The sequence below is a fragment of the Thiohalorhabdus sp. genome, from assembly GCF_046545655.1.
In the GTDB taxonomy this organism is placed as follows: Bacteria; Pseudomonadota; Gammaproteobacteria; order Thiohalorhabdales; family Thiohalorhabdaceae; genus Thiohalorhabdus.
In genome coordinates this window covers 1-14,753 of the sequence record NZ_JBKGZG010000052.1, presented here as the reverse complement: position 1 = coordinate 14,753, position 14,753 = coordinate 1, and the positions used below count along the sequence as shown (strand labels likewise).

The 14,753-nt window shown below is 70.9% G+C and carries 10 protein-coding genes; 4 read left to right on the top strand and 6 right to left on the bottom strand.

From position 1 onward, the window contains the following. Window positions 1–221: 221 nt before the first annotated feature. On the top strand, window positions 222–539 hold the full coding sequence (locus ACLFRB_RS10580) for a DUF1244 domain-containing protein (protein WP_411068978.1): 318 nt from the start codon (window positions 222–224) through the stop codon (window positions 537–539). 51 nt (window positions 540–590) lie between these two features. On the opposite strand, the gene ACLFRB_RS10575 is transcribed toward ACLFRB_RS10580, so the two are convergent. Beyond that, window positions 591–2,213: an ExeM/NucH family extracellular endonuclease gene (locus tag ACLFRB_RS10575; protein ID WP_411068977.1), complete on the bottom strand. Its 1,623-nt coding sequence runs from the start codon at window positions 2,211–2,213 to the stop codon at window positions 591–593. Between the two features lie 204 nt (window positions 2,214–2,417). Here ACLFRB_RS10575 and ACLFRB_RS10570 point away from each other — a divergent pair, with 204 nt between their 5' ends. Next, complete coding sequence (locus ACLFRB_RS10570; protein ID WP_411068976.1) at window positions 2,418–5,108, top strand: cation-transporting P-type ATPase; 2,691 nt, start codon at window positions 2,418–2,420, stop codon at window positions 5,106–5,108. 12 nt (window positions 5,109–5,120) lie between these two features. Here the strand turns inward: ACLFRB_RS10570 and ACLFRB_RS10565 are convergent, their stop codons facing one another. Both ACLFRB_RS10565 and ACLFRB_RS10560 read right to left on the bottom strand, forming a co-directional pair. Next, entirely contained in the window at window positions 5,121–5,258 is a 138-nt protein-coding gene (locus ACLFRB_RS10565) for an entericidin A/B family lipoprotein (protein ID WP_411068975.1), read from the bottom strand. A 106-nt stretch (window positions 5,259–5,364) separates the two neighbouring features. Next, window positions 5,365–6,528: a PilT/PilU family type 4a pilus ATPase gene (locus ACLFRB_RS10560; protein ID WP_411068974.1), complete on the bottom strand. Its 1,164-nt coding sequence runs from the start codon at window positions 6,526–6,528 to the stop codon at window positions 5,365–5,367. A gap of 181 nt (window positions 6,529–6,709) precedes the next feature. On the opposite strand from ACLFRB_RS10560, the gene gluQRS reads away from it, so the two are divergent. Together gluQRS and ACLFRB_RS10550 are read left to right on the top strand one after the other, a co-directional pair. Beyond that, window positions 6,710–7,612, top strand: coding sequence for a tRNA glutamyl-Q(34) synthetase GluQRS (gluQRS, locus tag ACLFRB_RS10555; protein ID WP_411068973.1), 903 nt, complete (start codon window positions 6,710–6,712; stop codon window positions 7,610–7,612). A gap of 159 nt (window positions 7,613–7,771) precedes the next feature. After that, window positions 7,772–9,850, top strand: coding sequence for an ATP-binding protein (locus ACLFRB_RS10550; protein ID WP_411068972.1), 2,079 nt, complete (start codon window positions 7,772–7,774; stop codon window positions 9,848–9,850). 28 nt (window positions 9,851–9,878) lie between these two features. Here the strand turns inward: ACLFRB_RS10550 and ACLFRB_RS10545 are convergent, their stop codons facing one another. The 3 genes from ACLFRB_RS10545 to ACLFRB_RS10535 form a co-directional block, all read right to left on the bottom strand. After that, window positions 9,879–13,040: an efflux RND transporter permease subunit gene (locus ACLFRB_RS10545; RefSeq protein WP_411068971.1), complete on the bottom strand. Its 3,162-nt coding sequence runs from the start codon at window positions 13,038–13,040 to the stop codon at window positions 9,879–9,881. A gap of 33 nt (window positions 13,041–13,073) precedes the next feature. After that, window positions 13,074–14,192 (bottom strand): efflux RND transporter periplasmic adaptor subunit, encoded by a 1,119-nt coding sequence (locus ACLFRB_RS10540; RefSeq protein ID WP_411068970.1) that lies wholly within the window; start codon window positions 14,190–14,192, stop codon window positions 13,074–13,076. 147 nt (window positions 14,193–14,339) lie between these two features. Next, window positions 14,340–14,753, bottom strand: a 414-nt coding sequence (locus ACLFRB_RS10535) for a LysM peptidoglycan-binding domain-containing protein (protein ID WP_411068969.1), incomplete at its 5' end; no start/stop codon positions are given.

Genomic DNA, 14,753 nt, shown 5'->3' with positions numbered 1-14,753 from the left:
TTTGTCGGCAGCAAAGGTCAATTTTGCCAAGTTGCGCCGGAGGATCTGTAAAACAAACGGATTCGGCTCTCTGTCCGGAGTCGCTGCAACGGGCTCCGGCCGGGGCCGGTCCGGGGCGTGCCGCCCCTGGGCGGAACGCCGAGCCATGCGGGATAATGGGGCCTGGTGGGGGGCCGGAAGAGGTCCGAACGGATCCGAATGCGTCTTTACGGGAGGCTGTCATGGACGAGCAGACACGTGTGGAGGTGGAGGCCGCGGCGTTCCGGGGGCTGGTGAAGCACCTGCAGGAGCGCACGGACGTCCAGAACATCGATCTCATGAACCTGGCCGGCTTCTGCCGCAACTGCCTGGCCAAGTGGTACCTGGCCGAGGCCCAGGCGCGGGATGTGGACCTGGACTACGACCAAGCCCGCGAGGTCATCTACGGCATGCCCTACGGGGAGTGGAAGGAGCGGTACCAGCGGGAGGCCACGGAGGAGCAGAAGCGGCGGTTCGAGGACACCAAGCCTTTGCACGCGAACACCGAGGCCGGCAACTAGGCCCGGCCGCCGGGCGCGGGCTCGAGGGGCCTGCCCTGGCTAGCCGGGGCCTCAAGGGGCCGAGGCGGGCAGGTCCACCCAGACGGGGTCGTGGTCCGTGGCCCGCCAGACCGAGTCGGGTTCCGGTACCTTTTGCGGCTCGTCGGCGTTGACCGGCCAGCGGCCGGCCTCCGCCTCCGGCCCGCCGCGCAGGAGCAGGTGGTCCAGGTAGCCGCTGCGGCCGCGGTAGACGTAGGTATAGCGGTCGCGGGCGGGGAGAGCGGCGCGCAGGAGGTCCCGGAAGCCGGCCCGGCGCAGGTGGCGGATGGGGGCCTCCCGGGCGTAGGCGTTGAGGTCTCCGGCCAGGAGCACGGGCCTGGGAAGGTCGGCGGCCCACGCGGCCAGGGCCCGGGCCTCCCGGAGGCGGCGCTCGCTCCAGCAGCCCTCGCCCCGGTCCACGTCCCCCGCCTCGGGGCATCCCCCCTTGCTCTTGAAGTGGGCGACCACCACCGTGAAGGCGTGGCCCTCCTCGCTGCGGAAGCGCTGGGCCAGGGGCGGGCGTACGAAGGCCTCGTGACGGGCCACCCGCGGGGTGCCCACCGGGCGGACCCGATCGGGGCGGTAGAGGAGGGCATTGCGGATGGCGTCCTCGCCCAGCCGTTCCGGCCCCTCCACCGCGCGGAACCCTGCTCCGGCCACGCGTTCCGCAAGGTCCGCCGGGGCCCCGGCGCGGTTCTCCAGCTCCACCACCGCCAGAACATCGGCGTCGATCCCCGCCACCAGCCGGCCCAGGGCCGTTTCCTGGTCCTCGCGCTCGGCGATGGTGTCGGCGCCCCGCTCCCCTGGGGTAAGGAAGTAGTTGCCGAGGTTGACGAGCCCCACCCGGCGCTCCGTCTCCCCCGGGGATTCCGGGGCCTCCGGGCGGGGGTTGGCGGCCTCGAAGTCGGGGGCCTGGGTGGGGTGCAGGCGCCAGGCGTCGAAGGCGCGGGTTAGGACGCCGGTGAGGGCCGTCACCCGGTCGCCCACCCGCCGGCTCCCCTCGGGATCGAGGTGGGGAATGGGGCGGGGATCGCGGGAATAGGATCCGTCGTCCAGGACGAGCACGGGGGCCTCGGGATCGCCAGGGGGCGCGGAGTTAGGGTGGAAGAGCCGCTCGCTAGCCAAGTGCAGGCTGCCGTAGCGGCCCAGCTCGTGGTGGCCGGTGACGGTGAGGGGGCGGGTCAGCCGTACCCGGACCCCGGCCAGCGCCTCCAGCGGGACGTCCGGCGGCCAATCGAGGGCGGCGGGCTCCACGGGGGCCCGGCCGCAGTCGGCCACCGCCTCCACGCGGTGGAGCTGGATGCGGCCGCGGTAGCGGTCGGTGCGGGCGCGCACCGCCACCCGACGATCCGGCCGCAGGATCTCCGTCCAGCCGGGCTCGGGCTCCGGGGTGTAGACGAACACCCCGGCGGGCCGCCCGTCCGTGCGGGCCTGGAGGAAGAAGCCGTCGAGCCGGTCCCCGCCGAGGAAGGCGCCTCCGATGCGGCCGCGCACAGTCACCGTTTCCCCCGGGGGAAGGGGCTCCCCGTCCATCCCCTTCACCGCCGCCGGAGTCGTGTGCTCCCCGGAGCAGTCCAGGGCCGCCGCGGGATCGGGCAGGAGCAGCCCGGCCAACAGGGCGGCGGCGGGCCGTTTCCAGGCCGATGGCCGGTGCATTGGGATCCCTCCGTTCCGGTCCCCGGCCAGCCCGCCGGGGATCGGAACAGGGTACGGGTGTCCCCTCGGCAAATCCAGACAAGTCCGGTTGTCCCGGCCCTCCCAAGGGCATCACGGCCGGTGCTATAAAGGGATGCCCGCCTGGAGGAGCCGGCTGGCGGGCGACCGCACGGACACGCATGGCAGCAGGCGGAGGGAAGAACCTTGGCGAACGGCGAGAACGCCTGGCACGCCCGGCCGGTGGAGGATGTCCTCCGCGATCTGGAGACTTCCCCCGAAGGCCTCGATTCTGGAACCGCCCGATCCCGCCTGCAGGAGCACGGCCCCAACCGCCTTCCTCGACAGGAAAGCGCCGGACCCGTGGTGCGCTTCCTCCGCCAGTTCCACAACCTGTTCATCCACATCCTGATCGTTGCCGCAGTGGGAACCGCCTTCCTGGGAAAGTGGGTGGACACCGGCGTGATCCTGGGTGTGGTCCTGGTCAACGCCGTCATCGGCTTCCTCCAGGAGGGCAAGGCGGAGCGGGCCCTGGACGCCATCCGGGGCATGCTCAGTCCACGGGCCCAGGTGCTGCGGGACGGTCGGCAGCAGACCGTGTCCGCCGAGGAGGTGGTACCGGGAGACGCGGTGCTCCTGGGCGCTGGGGACCGGGTGCCCGCCGATCTGCGGCTGATCCGGGCCCACAACCTGCGCGTGGACGAGGCGGTGCTCACCGGGGAGTCCGAGCCCGTGGAGAAGGGCACGAACCCCGTGGCCCCGGAGGCGGATCTGGCCGACCGCACCTGCATGGCCTATTCGGGGACGCTGGTTGCCGCCGGGCAGGGTCGCGGGGTGGTGGTGGCCACCGGGGTACGCACCCAGATCGGCCGCATCTCGCGCATGGTGGGCCAGGTGGAGAGCGTGCAGACACCGCTGCTCCGGCAGGTGGACCGCTTCGCCCGGCATCTGTCCGGGGCCATCCTGCTCCTCGCGGTTTTTACCTTCGTCTTCGGCCTGGTGGTGTGGGGGTACTCCCTGCCCGACATGTTCATGGCCGCCGTGAGCCTGGCGGTGGCGGCCATCCCCGAGGGCCTGCCGGCCATCATGACCATCACCCTGGCCATCGGCGTGCAGCGCATGGCGCAGCGCAACGCCATCATCCGCCGCCTGCCGGCGGTGGAGACCCTGGGCGCGGTCACCACCATCTGCTCCGACAAGACCGGCACCCTCACCCGCAACGAGATGACGGTGCGGACCCTGCTCACGGCGGAGGAAGCGGTGGAGGTGGGCGGGGTGGGCTACGCCCCCCACGGCCGGTTCCGGAGGGACGGCCGGGACGTCGACCCCTACGAAGACCCCGTGCTTCTGGAGGCCCTGCGGGCGGGGCTGCTGTGCAACGACGCCTGGCTGCATGAGGCGGAGGACGGCTGGATGCCCGAGGGCGACCCCACGGAGACCGCCCTGGTCACCGTGGCCCTGAAGGCGGGCATGGACCAGCGGCAGGCCAACGAGCGCTTTCCCCGGGACGACGTGATCCCCTTCGACTCCGCCCACAGGTTCATGGCCACCCTCCACCACGACCACGAGGGCCATGGCTACACCTTCGTCAAGGGGGCCCCGGAGCGGATCCTGGAGCTGTGCGAGCGGGAGCGTGCCGCCCGCGGTGACCGGCCCCTGGACGCGGCGCGCTGGCACGAGCGCATGGAGGAGATGGCCGGCCGGGGCCAACGGCTGCTCGCCTTGGCGGTGGGGATGGCTCCCTCGGGCAAGAGCGAGCTGAAGTTCGCCGACGTGGACGCCGGGGGGCTCATCCTGCTGGCGGTGGTGGGCATCATCGATCCGCCCCGGGACGAGGCCATCCAGGCGGTGGCCGCCTGTCGGGGGGCGGGCATCCGGGTGAAGATGATCACCGGCGATCACGCCGCCACGGCGCGGGCCATCGCCGCGCGGCTGGGGCTCAACGACCGGGACGCGGTGGCCGGGCACCAGATCGAGGCGAGCGACGACGAGCAGCTACGGGCGATGGTCCGGAAGGTGGACGTGTTCTCGCGCGCCTCCCCGGGCCACAAGCTGCGCCTGGTGCAGGCCCTCCAGGCCAACGGCGAGGTGGTGGCCATGACGGGTGACGGGGTCAACGATTCCCCGGCGCTCAAGCGGGCGGACATCGGGGTGGCCATGGGGGTGAAGGGCACGGAGGCCTCCAAGGAGGCCGCGGAGATGGTGCTGGCCGACGACAACTTCGCCTCCATCGCCTCCGCGGTGGAGGAGGGCCGCACCGTCTACGACAACCTGCAGAAGGCCATCCTTTTCCTGCTGCCCACCAACGGCGGCCAGGCCTTCACCATCGTCACGGCGATCCTGCTCGGCGTCACCCTGCCGGTGACGCCCGTGCAGGCCCTGTGGATCAACATGGTCACGGCGGTGACCCTGGCGCTGGCCCTGGCCTTCGAGCCCACCGAGCCGGGGGTCATGCAGCGCCGTCCGCGCCCGCCCTCCGCGCCCCTGCTTTCGGGCTTTTTGATCTGGCGGGTGGGGTTCGTGTCCGTGCTGCTGGTGGCGGGGACCTTCGGCCACTTCCTGTGGATGGAGCTCCACGGAGTGGGCAAGGAGGTGGAGCGCACCGTGGCCATCAACACCCTGGTGATGGGCCAGGTGTTCTACCTCTTCAACAGCCGCTTCCTCCTGGAGCCGGTCCTGACGCGACGGGGGCTGCAGGGGGGACGGGCCGTGCTGGTGGCCGTGGCGGTGCTGGTGGTGCTGCAGGGGCTTTTCACCTACGCCCCGCCGTTCCAGCACCTCTTCGGGACGGCTCCCATCGGCGGGCAGGATTGGGCCCGCATTCTGGCCTTCGGCGTGGCCCTGTTCCTGCTCGTGGAGGGGGAAAAGGCCCTGCTCAGGCGGTGGGTGCGCCGCTAGCCGGCAGGGCCCTCAATCGGCCGCGTCCTGGGTGGCCTCGCCGGCCTCTTCGACGTCCTCGCCCGCTCCCTCCATGGTGTTGCAGCCGGCCAGTGCGAGGACGAGCGCAAGGGCGAACGCGCTAAAGCGGGTCCAGTGGGTGCGTCCCATGGCGGCCTCCTCTTGTGATGCCAGGGTCCATTACTTGGGCATACCCCCTCTGGTCGTAGAAGGTCCATAGGGGAGAACCGCTGGGAGCCGCTCCGGATAGGGCCTATCACCCCTCGGCATCCGGGTCCTCCTCCTGGATCTCGAAGTCGGGGATCTCGGGGCCGGCTTCCTCCGCATCCGCCGCGCCGCCCTGCCGCTCGCGCTCGTGGTTCTTGATGGCGATGCGCACGTTGTTGGCGGAATCCCCCTGGCGCATGGCCTCCTCGGCGTCGATCTTGCCCTCTTTGTAGAGGGCGATGGCCGCCTCGTCGAAGCTCTGCATGCCGAACTGCTGGTCCTCCTCCATGACGTCCTTCAGGGCGCCGAACTGCTCGTTGATGATGAAGTCGGCGGCGCGGGGCGTGTTCACGAAGATCTCCACCACGCCGGCGCGGCCGCCCTCCGGCCGCCGGGCCAGGCGTTGGCCGACGATGGCGCGCAGGTTGAGGGACAGGTCCTGGAGGATCTGGTCGTGGCGGTCCTCGGGGAACATGTTGCGGATGCGGTCCAGGGTCTGGGCGGCGTTGGTGGAGTGCAGGGTGGCCAGGGTCAGGTGGCCGGTGTCCGCCAGGTGCAGGGCGTGCTCCATGGATTCCCGGTTGCGGATCTCGCCCACCAGCACCACGTCCGGGGCCTGCCGCAGGGCGTCGTTCAGGGCCGACTCCCAGTCCTCGGCGTCCATGCCGATCTCGCGCTGGTTCACCAGGGACTGCTTGTGGTCGTGGACGAACTCGATGGGGTCCTCGAGGGTGAGGATGTGGCCGGCGTGGTTGCGGTTCCGGTAGTCGATCATGGAGGCCAGGGTGGTGGACTTGCCGGAGCCGGTGGCCCCGATTACGAACACCAGGCCGCGGCTGTAGGAGGCGATGTCCTTGAGGGCCTCGGGGAGGTTGAGCTCCTCGAAGGTGGGGACCTCGGTGTTGATGCGCCGGATCACCATGCCGACGCTGTGGCGCTGGCGGAAGACGTTGGCCCGGAAGCGCCCGATGTGGTCGTAAGACAGGGCGAGGTTGGCGCCGCCCTTGGTGCGGAACTCCTCCCAGGCCTGCTCGGTTTCCAGGATCTCGCGGGCGAGCTGGTCCGTGTCCTCGGGGGACAGGTTCTCGGCCTTGAACCGGCGCATCTCGCCGTCGATCTTCATGGCGGGCGGGGCGCCCACGCTCAGGAACAGGTCGCTGCCCTGGTTCTGCACCATGAGCTTCAGGAGGGCTTCCATGGAGAATACGGCCATTCGCGACTCCTCGTGGGGGAAAGGGGCCATCGCGTTCGGGTCAGGCTTTTGTATTTTTGTTTCGCACGGAGTCGTCCCCCGAGCGTTCGCGGGGCGCGGGAGGTCTCCGCGCCTTCCGTGCTCCCGACCGCAGCCCTCGGCCCGCTTGAGGCGGAGGGGGGGCGGGGGCATCATTGGGATTATGGAGCACGGATACGTCGGCCGTTTCGCGCCGTCCCCGACCGGTCCCCTGCACTTCGGTTCCCTGATCGCGGCCCTGGCCAGCTACCTGTCGGCCCGGGCGGCGGGCGGGCGCTGGCTGGTGCGCATGGAGGACCTGGATCCTCCCCGGGAGGTGCCCGGGGCGGCGGAAAAAATCCTGCGCACGCTGGCGACTTACGGCCTCGAATGGGACGGGCCGGTACTTTACCAGAGCACCCGCTCCGAGGCCTACCAGGACGCCCTGGCGGAGCTGCGGCGGGCGGGGCTGGCCTTCGACTGCGGCTGCACCCGAAGGGAGATCCGGGAGGCCGCCCGGGCCGAGGGACTCGGTGCCGTCTACCCCGGTACCTGTCGCGAAGGCCTGCCGCCCGGCAAGGCGCCCCGCGCGGTGCGGGTGCGTGCCGGAAACGGGACCGTGGGGTTCGCGGACGCCGTCCAGGGGTCCTTCGAGCAGGATCTGGAACGGGAGGTGGGGGACTTCGTGGTGCGGCGCGCCGACGGCCTGTTCGCCTATCAGCTGGCGGTGGTGGTGGACGACGCGGAGCAGGGCGTCACCCACGTGGTGCGGGGGGCGGACCTCCTGGGTTCCACGCCCCGGCAGATCCACCTGCAGCGCGGCCTGGGGCTGCCCACCCCCGAATACGCCCACTTTCCCGTCGCCGCCACCCCCGGAGGGCTCAAGCTCTCCAAGGCCACCCGCGCCCCCGCCCTGCCGGAGGACGACCCGGTGCCCTGGCTGGTGGCGGCGTACTCCTTCCTCGGCCAGCCCCGGCCCCCGGAAGCGCAGCGCCTGGACCTGCCCACCTTCTGGGCCTGGGCACGGGAAACCTGGGATCCTGCCCGCATCCCGCGGGCCCGGCAGGTGGAAGCCCGGGAGGGCTGACCCCGGGCCGCCCTCCCGGGGGCGATCGGATTGCCGGCCCCTGCATGCTGGGAATCGCGCTTCCTGTTGATCTCACGGGTTTTGGCCCATCTAATGGGCGTTTGGGCCTCCCCCTGCCCGGAAGGGGGCCGATTTCCACTCCGGCCAAAGGGTCCCGCCATGACCACGAGCGAATCTTCCAGTGAGGGGGCTCCGTCGGATGCTTCTCCCGGCTCCCCAGAGGACCCCTCCACAGCCGAGCTGCGGACCCGCCTGCGCCAGCAGGAGGCCGTGGCCGAGCTGGGGGAGGCGGGGCTCCGCCGGACTTCCCTTCAGGGGCTCTTCGATCGGGCCACGGCCATGCTGGGGGAACTGCTCGGGGCCGATCTCACCAAGGTCCTGGAATGGCGTCCGGAGGAGGGGATCCTTCTCCTGAAAAGCGGCACCGGGTGGCGGGAAGGGCGTGTGGGCAGCGCCACGGAGCCCGATGGCTACGGCTCTCCCGGCGGCTACACCATGCTTACCGAGCGGCCGGTGATCGAGGAGGACTTGGCCGCCGAGATGCGCTTCACCCCTTCGGAGCTGCTCGACGAGCACGGCGCGGTCAGCGGCATGACCGTGGTGATCGAGGGACCGGAAGGGCCCTGTGGGGTCCTCGCGGCCTTTACCAGGGGCCCCCATACCTTCAGCCGCCACGATGTGCACTTCCTGCAGGCGGTGGCCCATGTGCTGGCGGCCAGCCTCCAGCGGGCCGACACCGAGGAGCGCCTGCGCCAGAGCGAGATCCGCTTTCGCGAGACCTTCCGCCACGCCGGGGTGGGCATCGCCACCATGGACATCGACGGCCGGCTCCGGGAGGTGAATCCCGCCTTCGCAACGATCGTAGGCTACGGGGCGGCCGGGCTGGTGGAGCAGGGGATTTCCGTGGTGGAGCTGACCCATCCCGAGGACCGACCGGAGACGGAGTCGGCCCTGGAGAGGCTCCGTTCGGGCGAGGTGCCGGCGGCCACCCTGGAGAAACGCTACCGGCGCGGGGACGGCGGCACGGTCTGGGTCCAGGCCACGGACACGGTGGTGCCCGACCGGGAGGGCCGCCCGAAGCGCGTCATCGGCATCATCGAGGACATCACCCAGCGCCGCGAGGCCCAGGCCGCCCTGGCCGAGGCGGACCGCCGCCGGGACGTGTTCCTCGCGACTCTCGGCCACGAGCTGCGCAACCCCCTGACCCCCATCGTCACCACGGCGCGCTACCTGGAGGAGCGCAGCGAACGGGTGGACCCGCCGCGGCTCCGGGAGGCCGCGGCCACCATCTCCCGCCAGGGCGCCCATCTGGCGCGGATTACCGAGGATCTTCTGGACCTGAACCGGGTCAAGACGGGACGGATCAGCCTGCGGGACGAAGAGCTGGACCTGCGCGATGCGGCCCAGCAGACCGTGGAGTCGGTGGCCGCAGCGGCGGAGCGGAAGGGGCAGCGGCTGGAAACGGAAATCCCCGACCAGCTCGTGGGGGTGCGGGGGGACTCGGCCCGGCTGGTACAGGTGCTGGGCAACTTGTTGGACAACGCCGTAAAGTACACGCCGGAGGGGGGAACGGTGCGGCTGAACGTATCGGCAAGGAACGGCCAAGCGGAGGTGGTGGTGCGGGACACGGGGCAGGGGATTCCCCCGGATCGGCTCCCGCACCTGTTCGAGCTCTTCGAGCGGGGCCAGCCCGACCAGCACGCCTGCCAGGGGCTGGGCCTGGGGCTGTCCCTGGTACGGAGCCTGGTGGAGCTCCACGGCGGGAAGGTCGAGGCCTCCAGTCCCGGATCGGGGCAGGGGAGCGAATTCCGGGTGCGCCTCCCCGCCGCGGGCCTTTCGGGGGAGACGTCCGGGCAAGGGGCCGGCGGGTCCCCGGAAGGGTCGGGGGTGGTCCTGCTGGTGGAGGACAACCCGGATGTGGCCTCCTCGCTGGGCTTCCTGCTGGAGGTCCTGGGCTACGAATGGCGGCACGCCGGCTCCGGGGAGCAGGCCTTCGAGATGGCGTCCACCGTGCGGCCCGACCTGGCGCTGATCGACATCGGGCTGCCCGACCACTCCGGCTTCGAGGTGGCCCGGCGGCTCCGCGAGCAGCTGGGCGCCACGCCCTTGGTGGCCCTCTCGGGCTACCCTCCCTCCCAGTTCCCCGACCAGCCCGCCGAGGTCTTCGACGACTACCTGGTGAAGCCCCCCACCGCGGACAGCCTCCGCCAGACCCTGGCCCGCATCGGGGGAGCCTGACCCCCCGTTCGGCGGCGCCCGCCCGGGATCAGGAGGGGGCCTCCGGACGCCCGCCGTCCGCGCCGGAAAGGCGGGCGCGCCAGCCCAGCACGGTCATGGTCAGGGCGGGAAGGAAGGTGAGGGAGACGATGGCCGCCCCCAGGATGCCGAACAGCACGATGGCGCCCACGCCTCGATAGAGCTCGGTGCCCTCCCCGGGCAGGAGCACCAGCGGTGCCAGACCGCAGATGGTGGTGATGGTGGACATGGCGATGGGGCGCAGGCGCGACTCCACCGCCTCCATCACCGCCTCGCGCGCGGCCATGCCGGCCTCGCGGGCATTCTCCACGGCGCGGTGGACGATGAGGATGGGGTTGTTGACCACGGTGCCCATGAGGATCAGGAAGCCGAGCATGGCGATCATGTCGAAGGGCTGATGCACGGCGTTGAGCCCCACGAGGGGCAGGGCGGCGCCGGCCCAGTTGAGCAGCCGAAGCCCCAGGATGCCGCCGGAGACGCCCAGGGGGATGGCGGTCATGATCAGAAGCGGATACCCCCAGTGCCGGAAGATGGCCACCATGAGCAGGTAGATGAGGGCCCCGGCCACCAGGTAGTTGGTGGACAGGGCCTCGCGGGTCTCCCGCAGCTGGTCGCTGGCGCCGGTGATGTCCACGGAGACGCTGCCGGGGATCTCCCCCTGCCGGCGCAAGTGGCCGATCACCTCCTCGCGGACCCGCTCCACCCCCGTCTCCAGGGCCACGTCGCGGGGAGGGATGATATTCAGGCTCACGGTGCGCCGGCCGTCCACGCGGCGCACGTTGCTGGTGTCCACGGTCTCGCGTACCTCCGCCATGGCGGCGAGGGGCAGGACCGTGCCCTGGGGGGTGTAAACGGGCAGCTGGTCGAGGCCGTCCACTGGGGCCTCCTGGCCGGCGCCGCTGTAGAGGAAGATGTCGATCTTGTCGTCGGCGAGGAAGAACTCGTCCACGAAGGCGCCGTCGGTTAATGCCGCTACGGTGAACCCCAGGTCCCCGGCGGTCATGCCCAGCTCGCTGGCGCGGTCCCAGTCGGGGCGGACCTCCACCAGGGGCTGGGACAGCGACAGGGTGGCGGGATTGGCCTGGATGCGCGGGTCGTCGAAGACCTCTTCGGCGCGCCGGTAGGCGGCCAGGGCGGCCTCGTAGATGGGCGCCAGTTCCGCGCCGGAGATGTCGAGGTTGATGCTGCGCGTGCCGCCCTCGTTGCTGGTGATGATGGAGCCGCGGGAGGCGAAGGCGCGCATGCCGGGATACTGCGCGTATTTCTCCTGGAGGACGTCCATCAGGGCGAAGATGTGGTCCGGGTCCTTGGTCTCGGTGATGACGGAGATTTCCTGGGGCCGGACGAACAGGATGAAGTAGGCCAGCGCCGGGATCTCCGCCTCGCCGCGCTCGAAGGTCGCGGGATCGGCGTCGAGGTGGGGCAGGAAGGTGGCGTGCAGCTCCTCGCCGATCTCCTCCATGGCCTCCAGGTTGTAGCCGGGCGGGGCGTTCATGGCCGCGAAGGTCTTGGCCTCCTCGCCTTCGGGAAGGTACTCGGCGGGCGGCGTCAGCCAGTACCAGATGCCGAAGCCCACCGCCACCGCCACCGCCATGGTGGCCACTCGCCGCCAGGGCGCGGCGGTGAAGGCGGCCACCCCCCGGAGGGTGCGCTCCCGCAGGCCTTGGCCGGTGCTTCCGCCCCGGCCGCCGAAGGCCAGCCGGGCGCTCGCCGTGGGCAGCACGGTGATGGCCACCAGCATGGAGGCCAGGATGGAGGCGGCGATGGCGATGGCCACGTCCGAGTAGAGCTGCCCGGCCTCCTCCTGGATGAACAGGATGGGCAGGAACACCAGCACCGTGGTCATGGTGGAGGCCAGCACCGCCGGCCACACCCTCTGCACGCCCGCCACCGCGGCGGCGAAACGGCCCTTGCCCTTGCGCCGCTCCAGCTCGATGCTCTCCAGCACCACGATGCTGTTGTCCAGGGTCATGCCGATGGCGAAGGCCACCCCGGCCAGGGAGACCACATTGATGGTGCGCCCGGTGAGCAGCAGCCCCAGGAAGGCGGCGATGGTGCAGATGGGGATGCCCATGACGCCGATGGCGGTGGCGCGGCCGGAGCGCAGGAACAGGAACATTACCAGGGTGGCGAAGGCCGCGCCCAGTGCCAGGTTCTTCCAGACGTTGGCCAGCGACGCGGTGACGTAGCGCACGTCGTCGGTGGTGAGCGTCATCTCCATGCCCGCAGGCTCGAGCACCTCGCGGTTGATGGCGTCGATCTCGGGCAGCAGGGCCTGCTTGATGTCGAGGACGTTGGAGCCGGTCTCGCGGTTCACGGACAGCCGGATCACCGGCTCGCCGTTGACGTAGGAGTGCTCGCGCAGCTCGAAGTGGCCCATTTCCACCTCCGCCACCTCACCGAGGCGGATCACGGCGTCGCCGCGGCGCTCCAGTACCATGTCGCGCAGGTCTTCCAGATCCTCGAAGCGGCCGATGGTGCGCAGCAGGTAGCGGCGCTTGCCCGACTCCACGTCGCCGCCCGAGACGTCCTGGTTGCGGTCCCGGATGGCCTCGCGGACCTCGGCCACGGAGAGGTTGCGCTCCGCCAGCCGGTCGGCGTCCAGGCGGATCTGGATCTGGCGCTCGGCGCCCCCGCCCACGTCCACCTGCGACACCCCCTGGACGCTCTCCATGCGCGTGCGCACGTTGTCCTCAATGAAGTCGCGCATCATGTTCATGTCCAGGTCGCGCGGGTTGCCCTCCAGGGGCGCGACGCGCAGGTACATGAACGAGTTCTGGGAGAAGGAGGCGGCGTAGATGCGCGGTTGGTCGACGTTCTCGGGGTAGGAGGGGACCTGGCTGAGGGCGTTGTTGACCCGGATCAGGGTCTCGTTCATGTCCACGCCGTAGGGGAACTCCAGCTCGATCTCCGCCTCGCCGCTGGAGGCCCGGGAAACCATGCGGTGCAGGTTGGGGAGGTTGCGGAGGTATTCCTCCTGCTCGATGAGGATCTCGTTTTCGATGTCCTGGGGGGTGGCTCCGGGCCAGTCGGTCTGGACGGTGACGGTGCGCACCTCCAGGTCCGGGATCATCTGCACGGGAATGCGCAGGGCAGCGACGATGCCGAGGACGGTGATGATCAGTACCACCACCGTGGTGAGGATGCCGTGCTGGATCAGCCCTTTGAACATGGGCCGGCCCCCTTCGCCGTCCGCTGGGGTGCGCTAACCGCCATCGACCGGGCGCACCTCCTGGCCCTCCTCCAGGGACTCGTTGCCCCGGGTGACAACCCGGTCGCCATCCCCAATGCCGGAGGGGATCTCCACCTGTCCGTCGAAGGTGAGGCCGGTCTCCACTTGTTGCTCCTGCACCGTGAGCTTGTCGCCCTCCTCCCGGGCCACCCACACGGTTTCCCGGCCGTCGGGGTGTCGCAGCAAGGCGTCGCGCGGCACCACAATACCCTCCCGGCCGGTTTCCAGCAGAAGGGTGGCGCTGGCGGACATGCCGGGGGTGAGGGGGGCCGCGTCGCGGTCCACGTGGACCCGCACCGTGAAGGTGCGTGCCTCCGGGTCGCTCACCGGGATGGTGGCCCCCACCTCGCCCTCCAGCGGGTCGTCGCCGGCCGTCTCCAGGTGGACCCGCACGGGGGTCCCCTCGTCGATGCGGGGGTAATGGGATTGGGGGGCCTGGAAGTCCAGGCGCAGCTCCTCCACGGCTACCAGCTCCACCACGGGGGTGCCGGGCTCTACCCATTCACCCGCGGCGGTCCGCTTGCGGGCCACCACGCCGGTGAAGGGGGCTTCCACCCGGTGGCGCTCCAACCGCGCCGCCTGATGGTCGGCGCGGGCCTGCAGGCGCTCCAGGGTTGCGGCGGCCACCCGCACCTCCGCCTCCCGGGCGCGCAGCTCGGATTCCGGGAGGTTCTGATCGCGGGCCAGGCGCTCCGCCTCGGAGAGGCGCCGGCGGGCGTCGGCGAGCTCCTCCCGGACCTCCTCCACCGCGGCCCGCTCCTGGCGCAGCTCCAGGGCCTCCAGCTCCCGGTCCAGCTCCAGCAGAGGCGCCCCCGCCTCCACCCGGTGGCCGCTGTCCACGTGCATCTCCTTGACCAGGCCGCCCACCGAGGTGGAAACCTGTGCCACCCGGGGTGAGGTCACCGTGCCGGTGACGCGCACCTCCTCCACGATGGGGGCCTTCTCCGCGCGCTGCACCTTGACGGGGGGCACATCCTGGGCCGCGGCGGGGTGGGGCAGGATGAAAAGTACAGCGGCGAGCCAGCTCCAGAGGGTCGCTACCCGCCGGGGGCTGTATGCCGGGGTCGAAGTCCGATGGGCGGGTGGGGCCATGGGCAAGGGCCGAGGTTCGGGTTGGGGACTCCCCGGCATCCTCGCCCAAAAGCGGAGGGACGTCCATGCCCCCAGGGGAGCCGCGGCGACAGCGCAAAAAAACGGCGGCCCGCGGGCCGCCGCTGCTCTTCCCGGCTCCGCTGGAAGCTAGTTGGCTTCCAGGTACTCCAGGTCGGAGCGCTCGGTCCGACCGAGGCTCCATTCGCCACGGGTCTTGGCGTGGCGGACCGCCGCGTCGTAGGCCGTGGATCCCACCTCCCACTGGATCTGGAATTCCTGATCGGGGTAGATAAGGTCGGCGTCCTCAATCTTGTCACTGTTGTGCTTGTAGATCAGGGGCCAGGCGAAGGCGTCATCGTAGATGGCCTCGGCGGCGGCGATGTCCCAGAGGGTGTCCCCCTCGCCCACCGTGTAGGTGCCCTCGTCCTCGTCAGGAACCGCCCGCAGCACGCCGTTGGCGACGTCCTTTTCCTCGGGCTCGGGAGCGGTGGCCTCCTTCTCCTCGCTGGCCTCCTTCTCCTCGCTGGCCTCCTTCTCCTCGCTGGCCTCCTTCTCCTCGCT

Excerpts from the sequence above, each read along its gene's own strand:
- ACLFRB_RS10575 (WP_411068977.1), bottom strand. The coding sequence starts at position 2,213 with ATGCACCGGCCATCGGCCTGGAAACGGCCCGCCGCCGCCCTGTTGGCC.
- gluQRS (WP_411068973.1), top strand. The coding sequence starts at position 6,710 with ATGGAGCACGGATACGTCGGCCGTTTCGCGCCGTCCCCGACCGGTCCC.
- ACLFRB_RS10545 (WP_411068971.1), bottom strand. The coding sequence starts at position 13,040 with ATGTTCAAAGGGCTGATCCAGCACGGCATCCTCACCACGGTGGTGGTA.
- ACLFRB_RS10560 (WP_411068974.1), bottom strand. The coding sequence starts at position 6,528 with ATGGCCGTATTCTCCATGGAAGCCCTCCTGAAGCTCATGGTGCAGAAC.
- ACLFRB_RS10565 (WP_411068975.1), bottom strand. The coding sequence starts at position 5,258 with ATGGGACGCACCCACTGGACCCGCTTTAGCGCGTTCGCCCTTGCGCTC.
- ACLFRB_RS10550 (WP_411068972.1), top strand. The coding sequence starts at position 7,772 with ATGACCACGAGCGAATCTTCCAGTGAGGGGGCTCCGTCGGATGCTTCT.
- ACLFRB_RS10540 (WP_411068970.1), bottom strand. The coding sequence starts at position 14,192 with ATGGCCCCACCCGCCCATCGGACTTCGACCCCGGCATACAGCCCCCGG.
- ACLFRB_RS10580 (WP_411068978.1), top strand. The coding sequence starts at position 222 with ATGGACGAGCAGACACGTGTGGAGGTGGAGGCCGCGGCGTTCCGGGGG.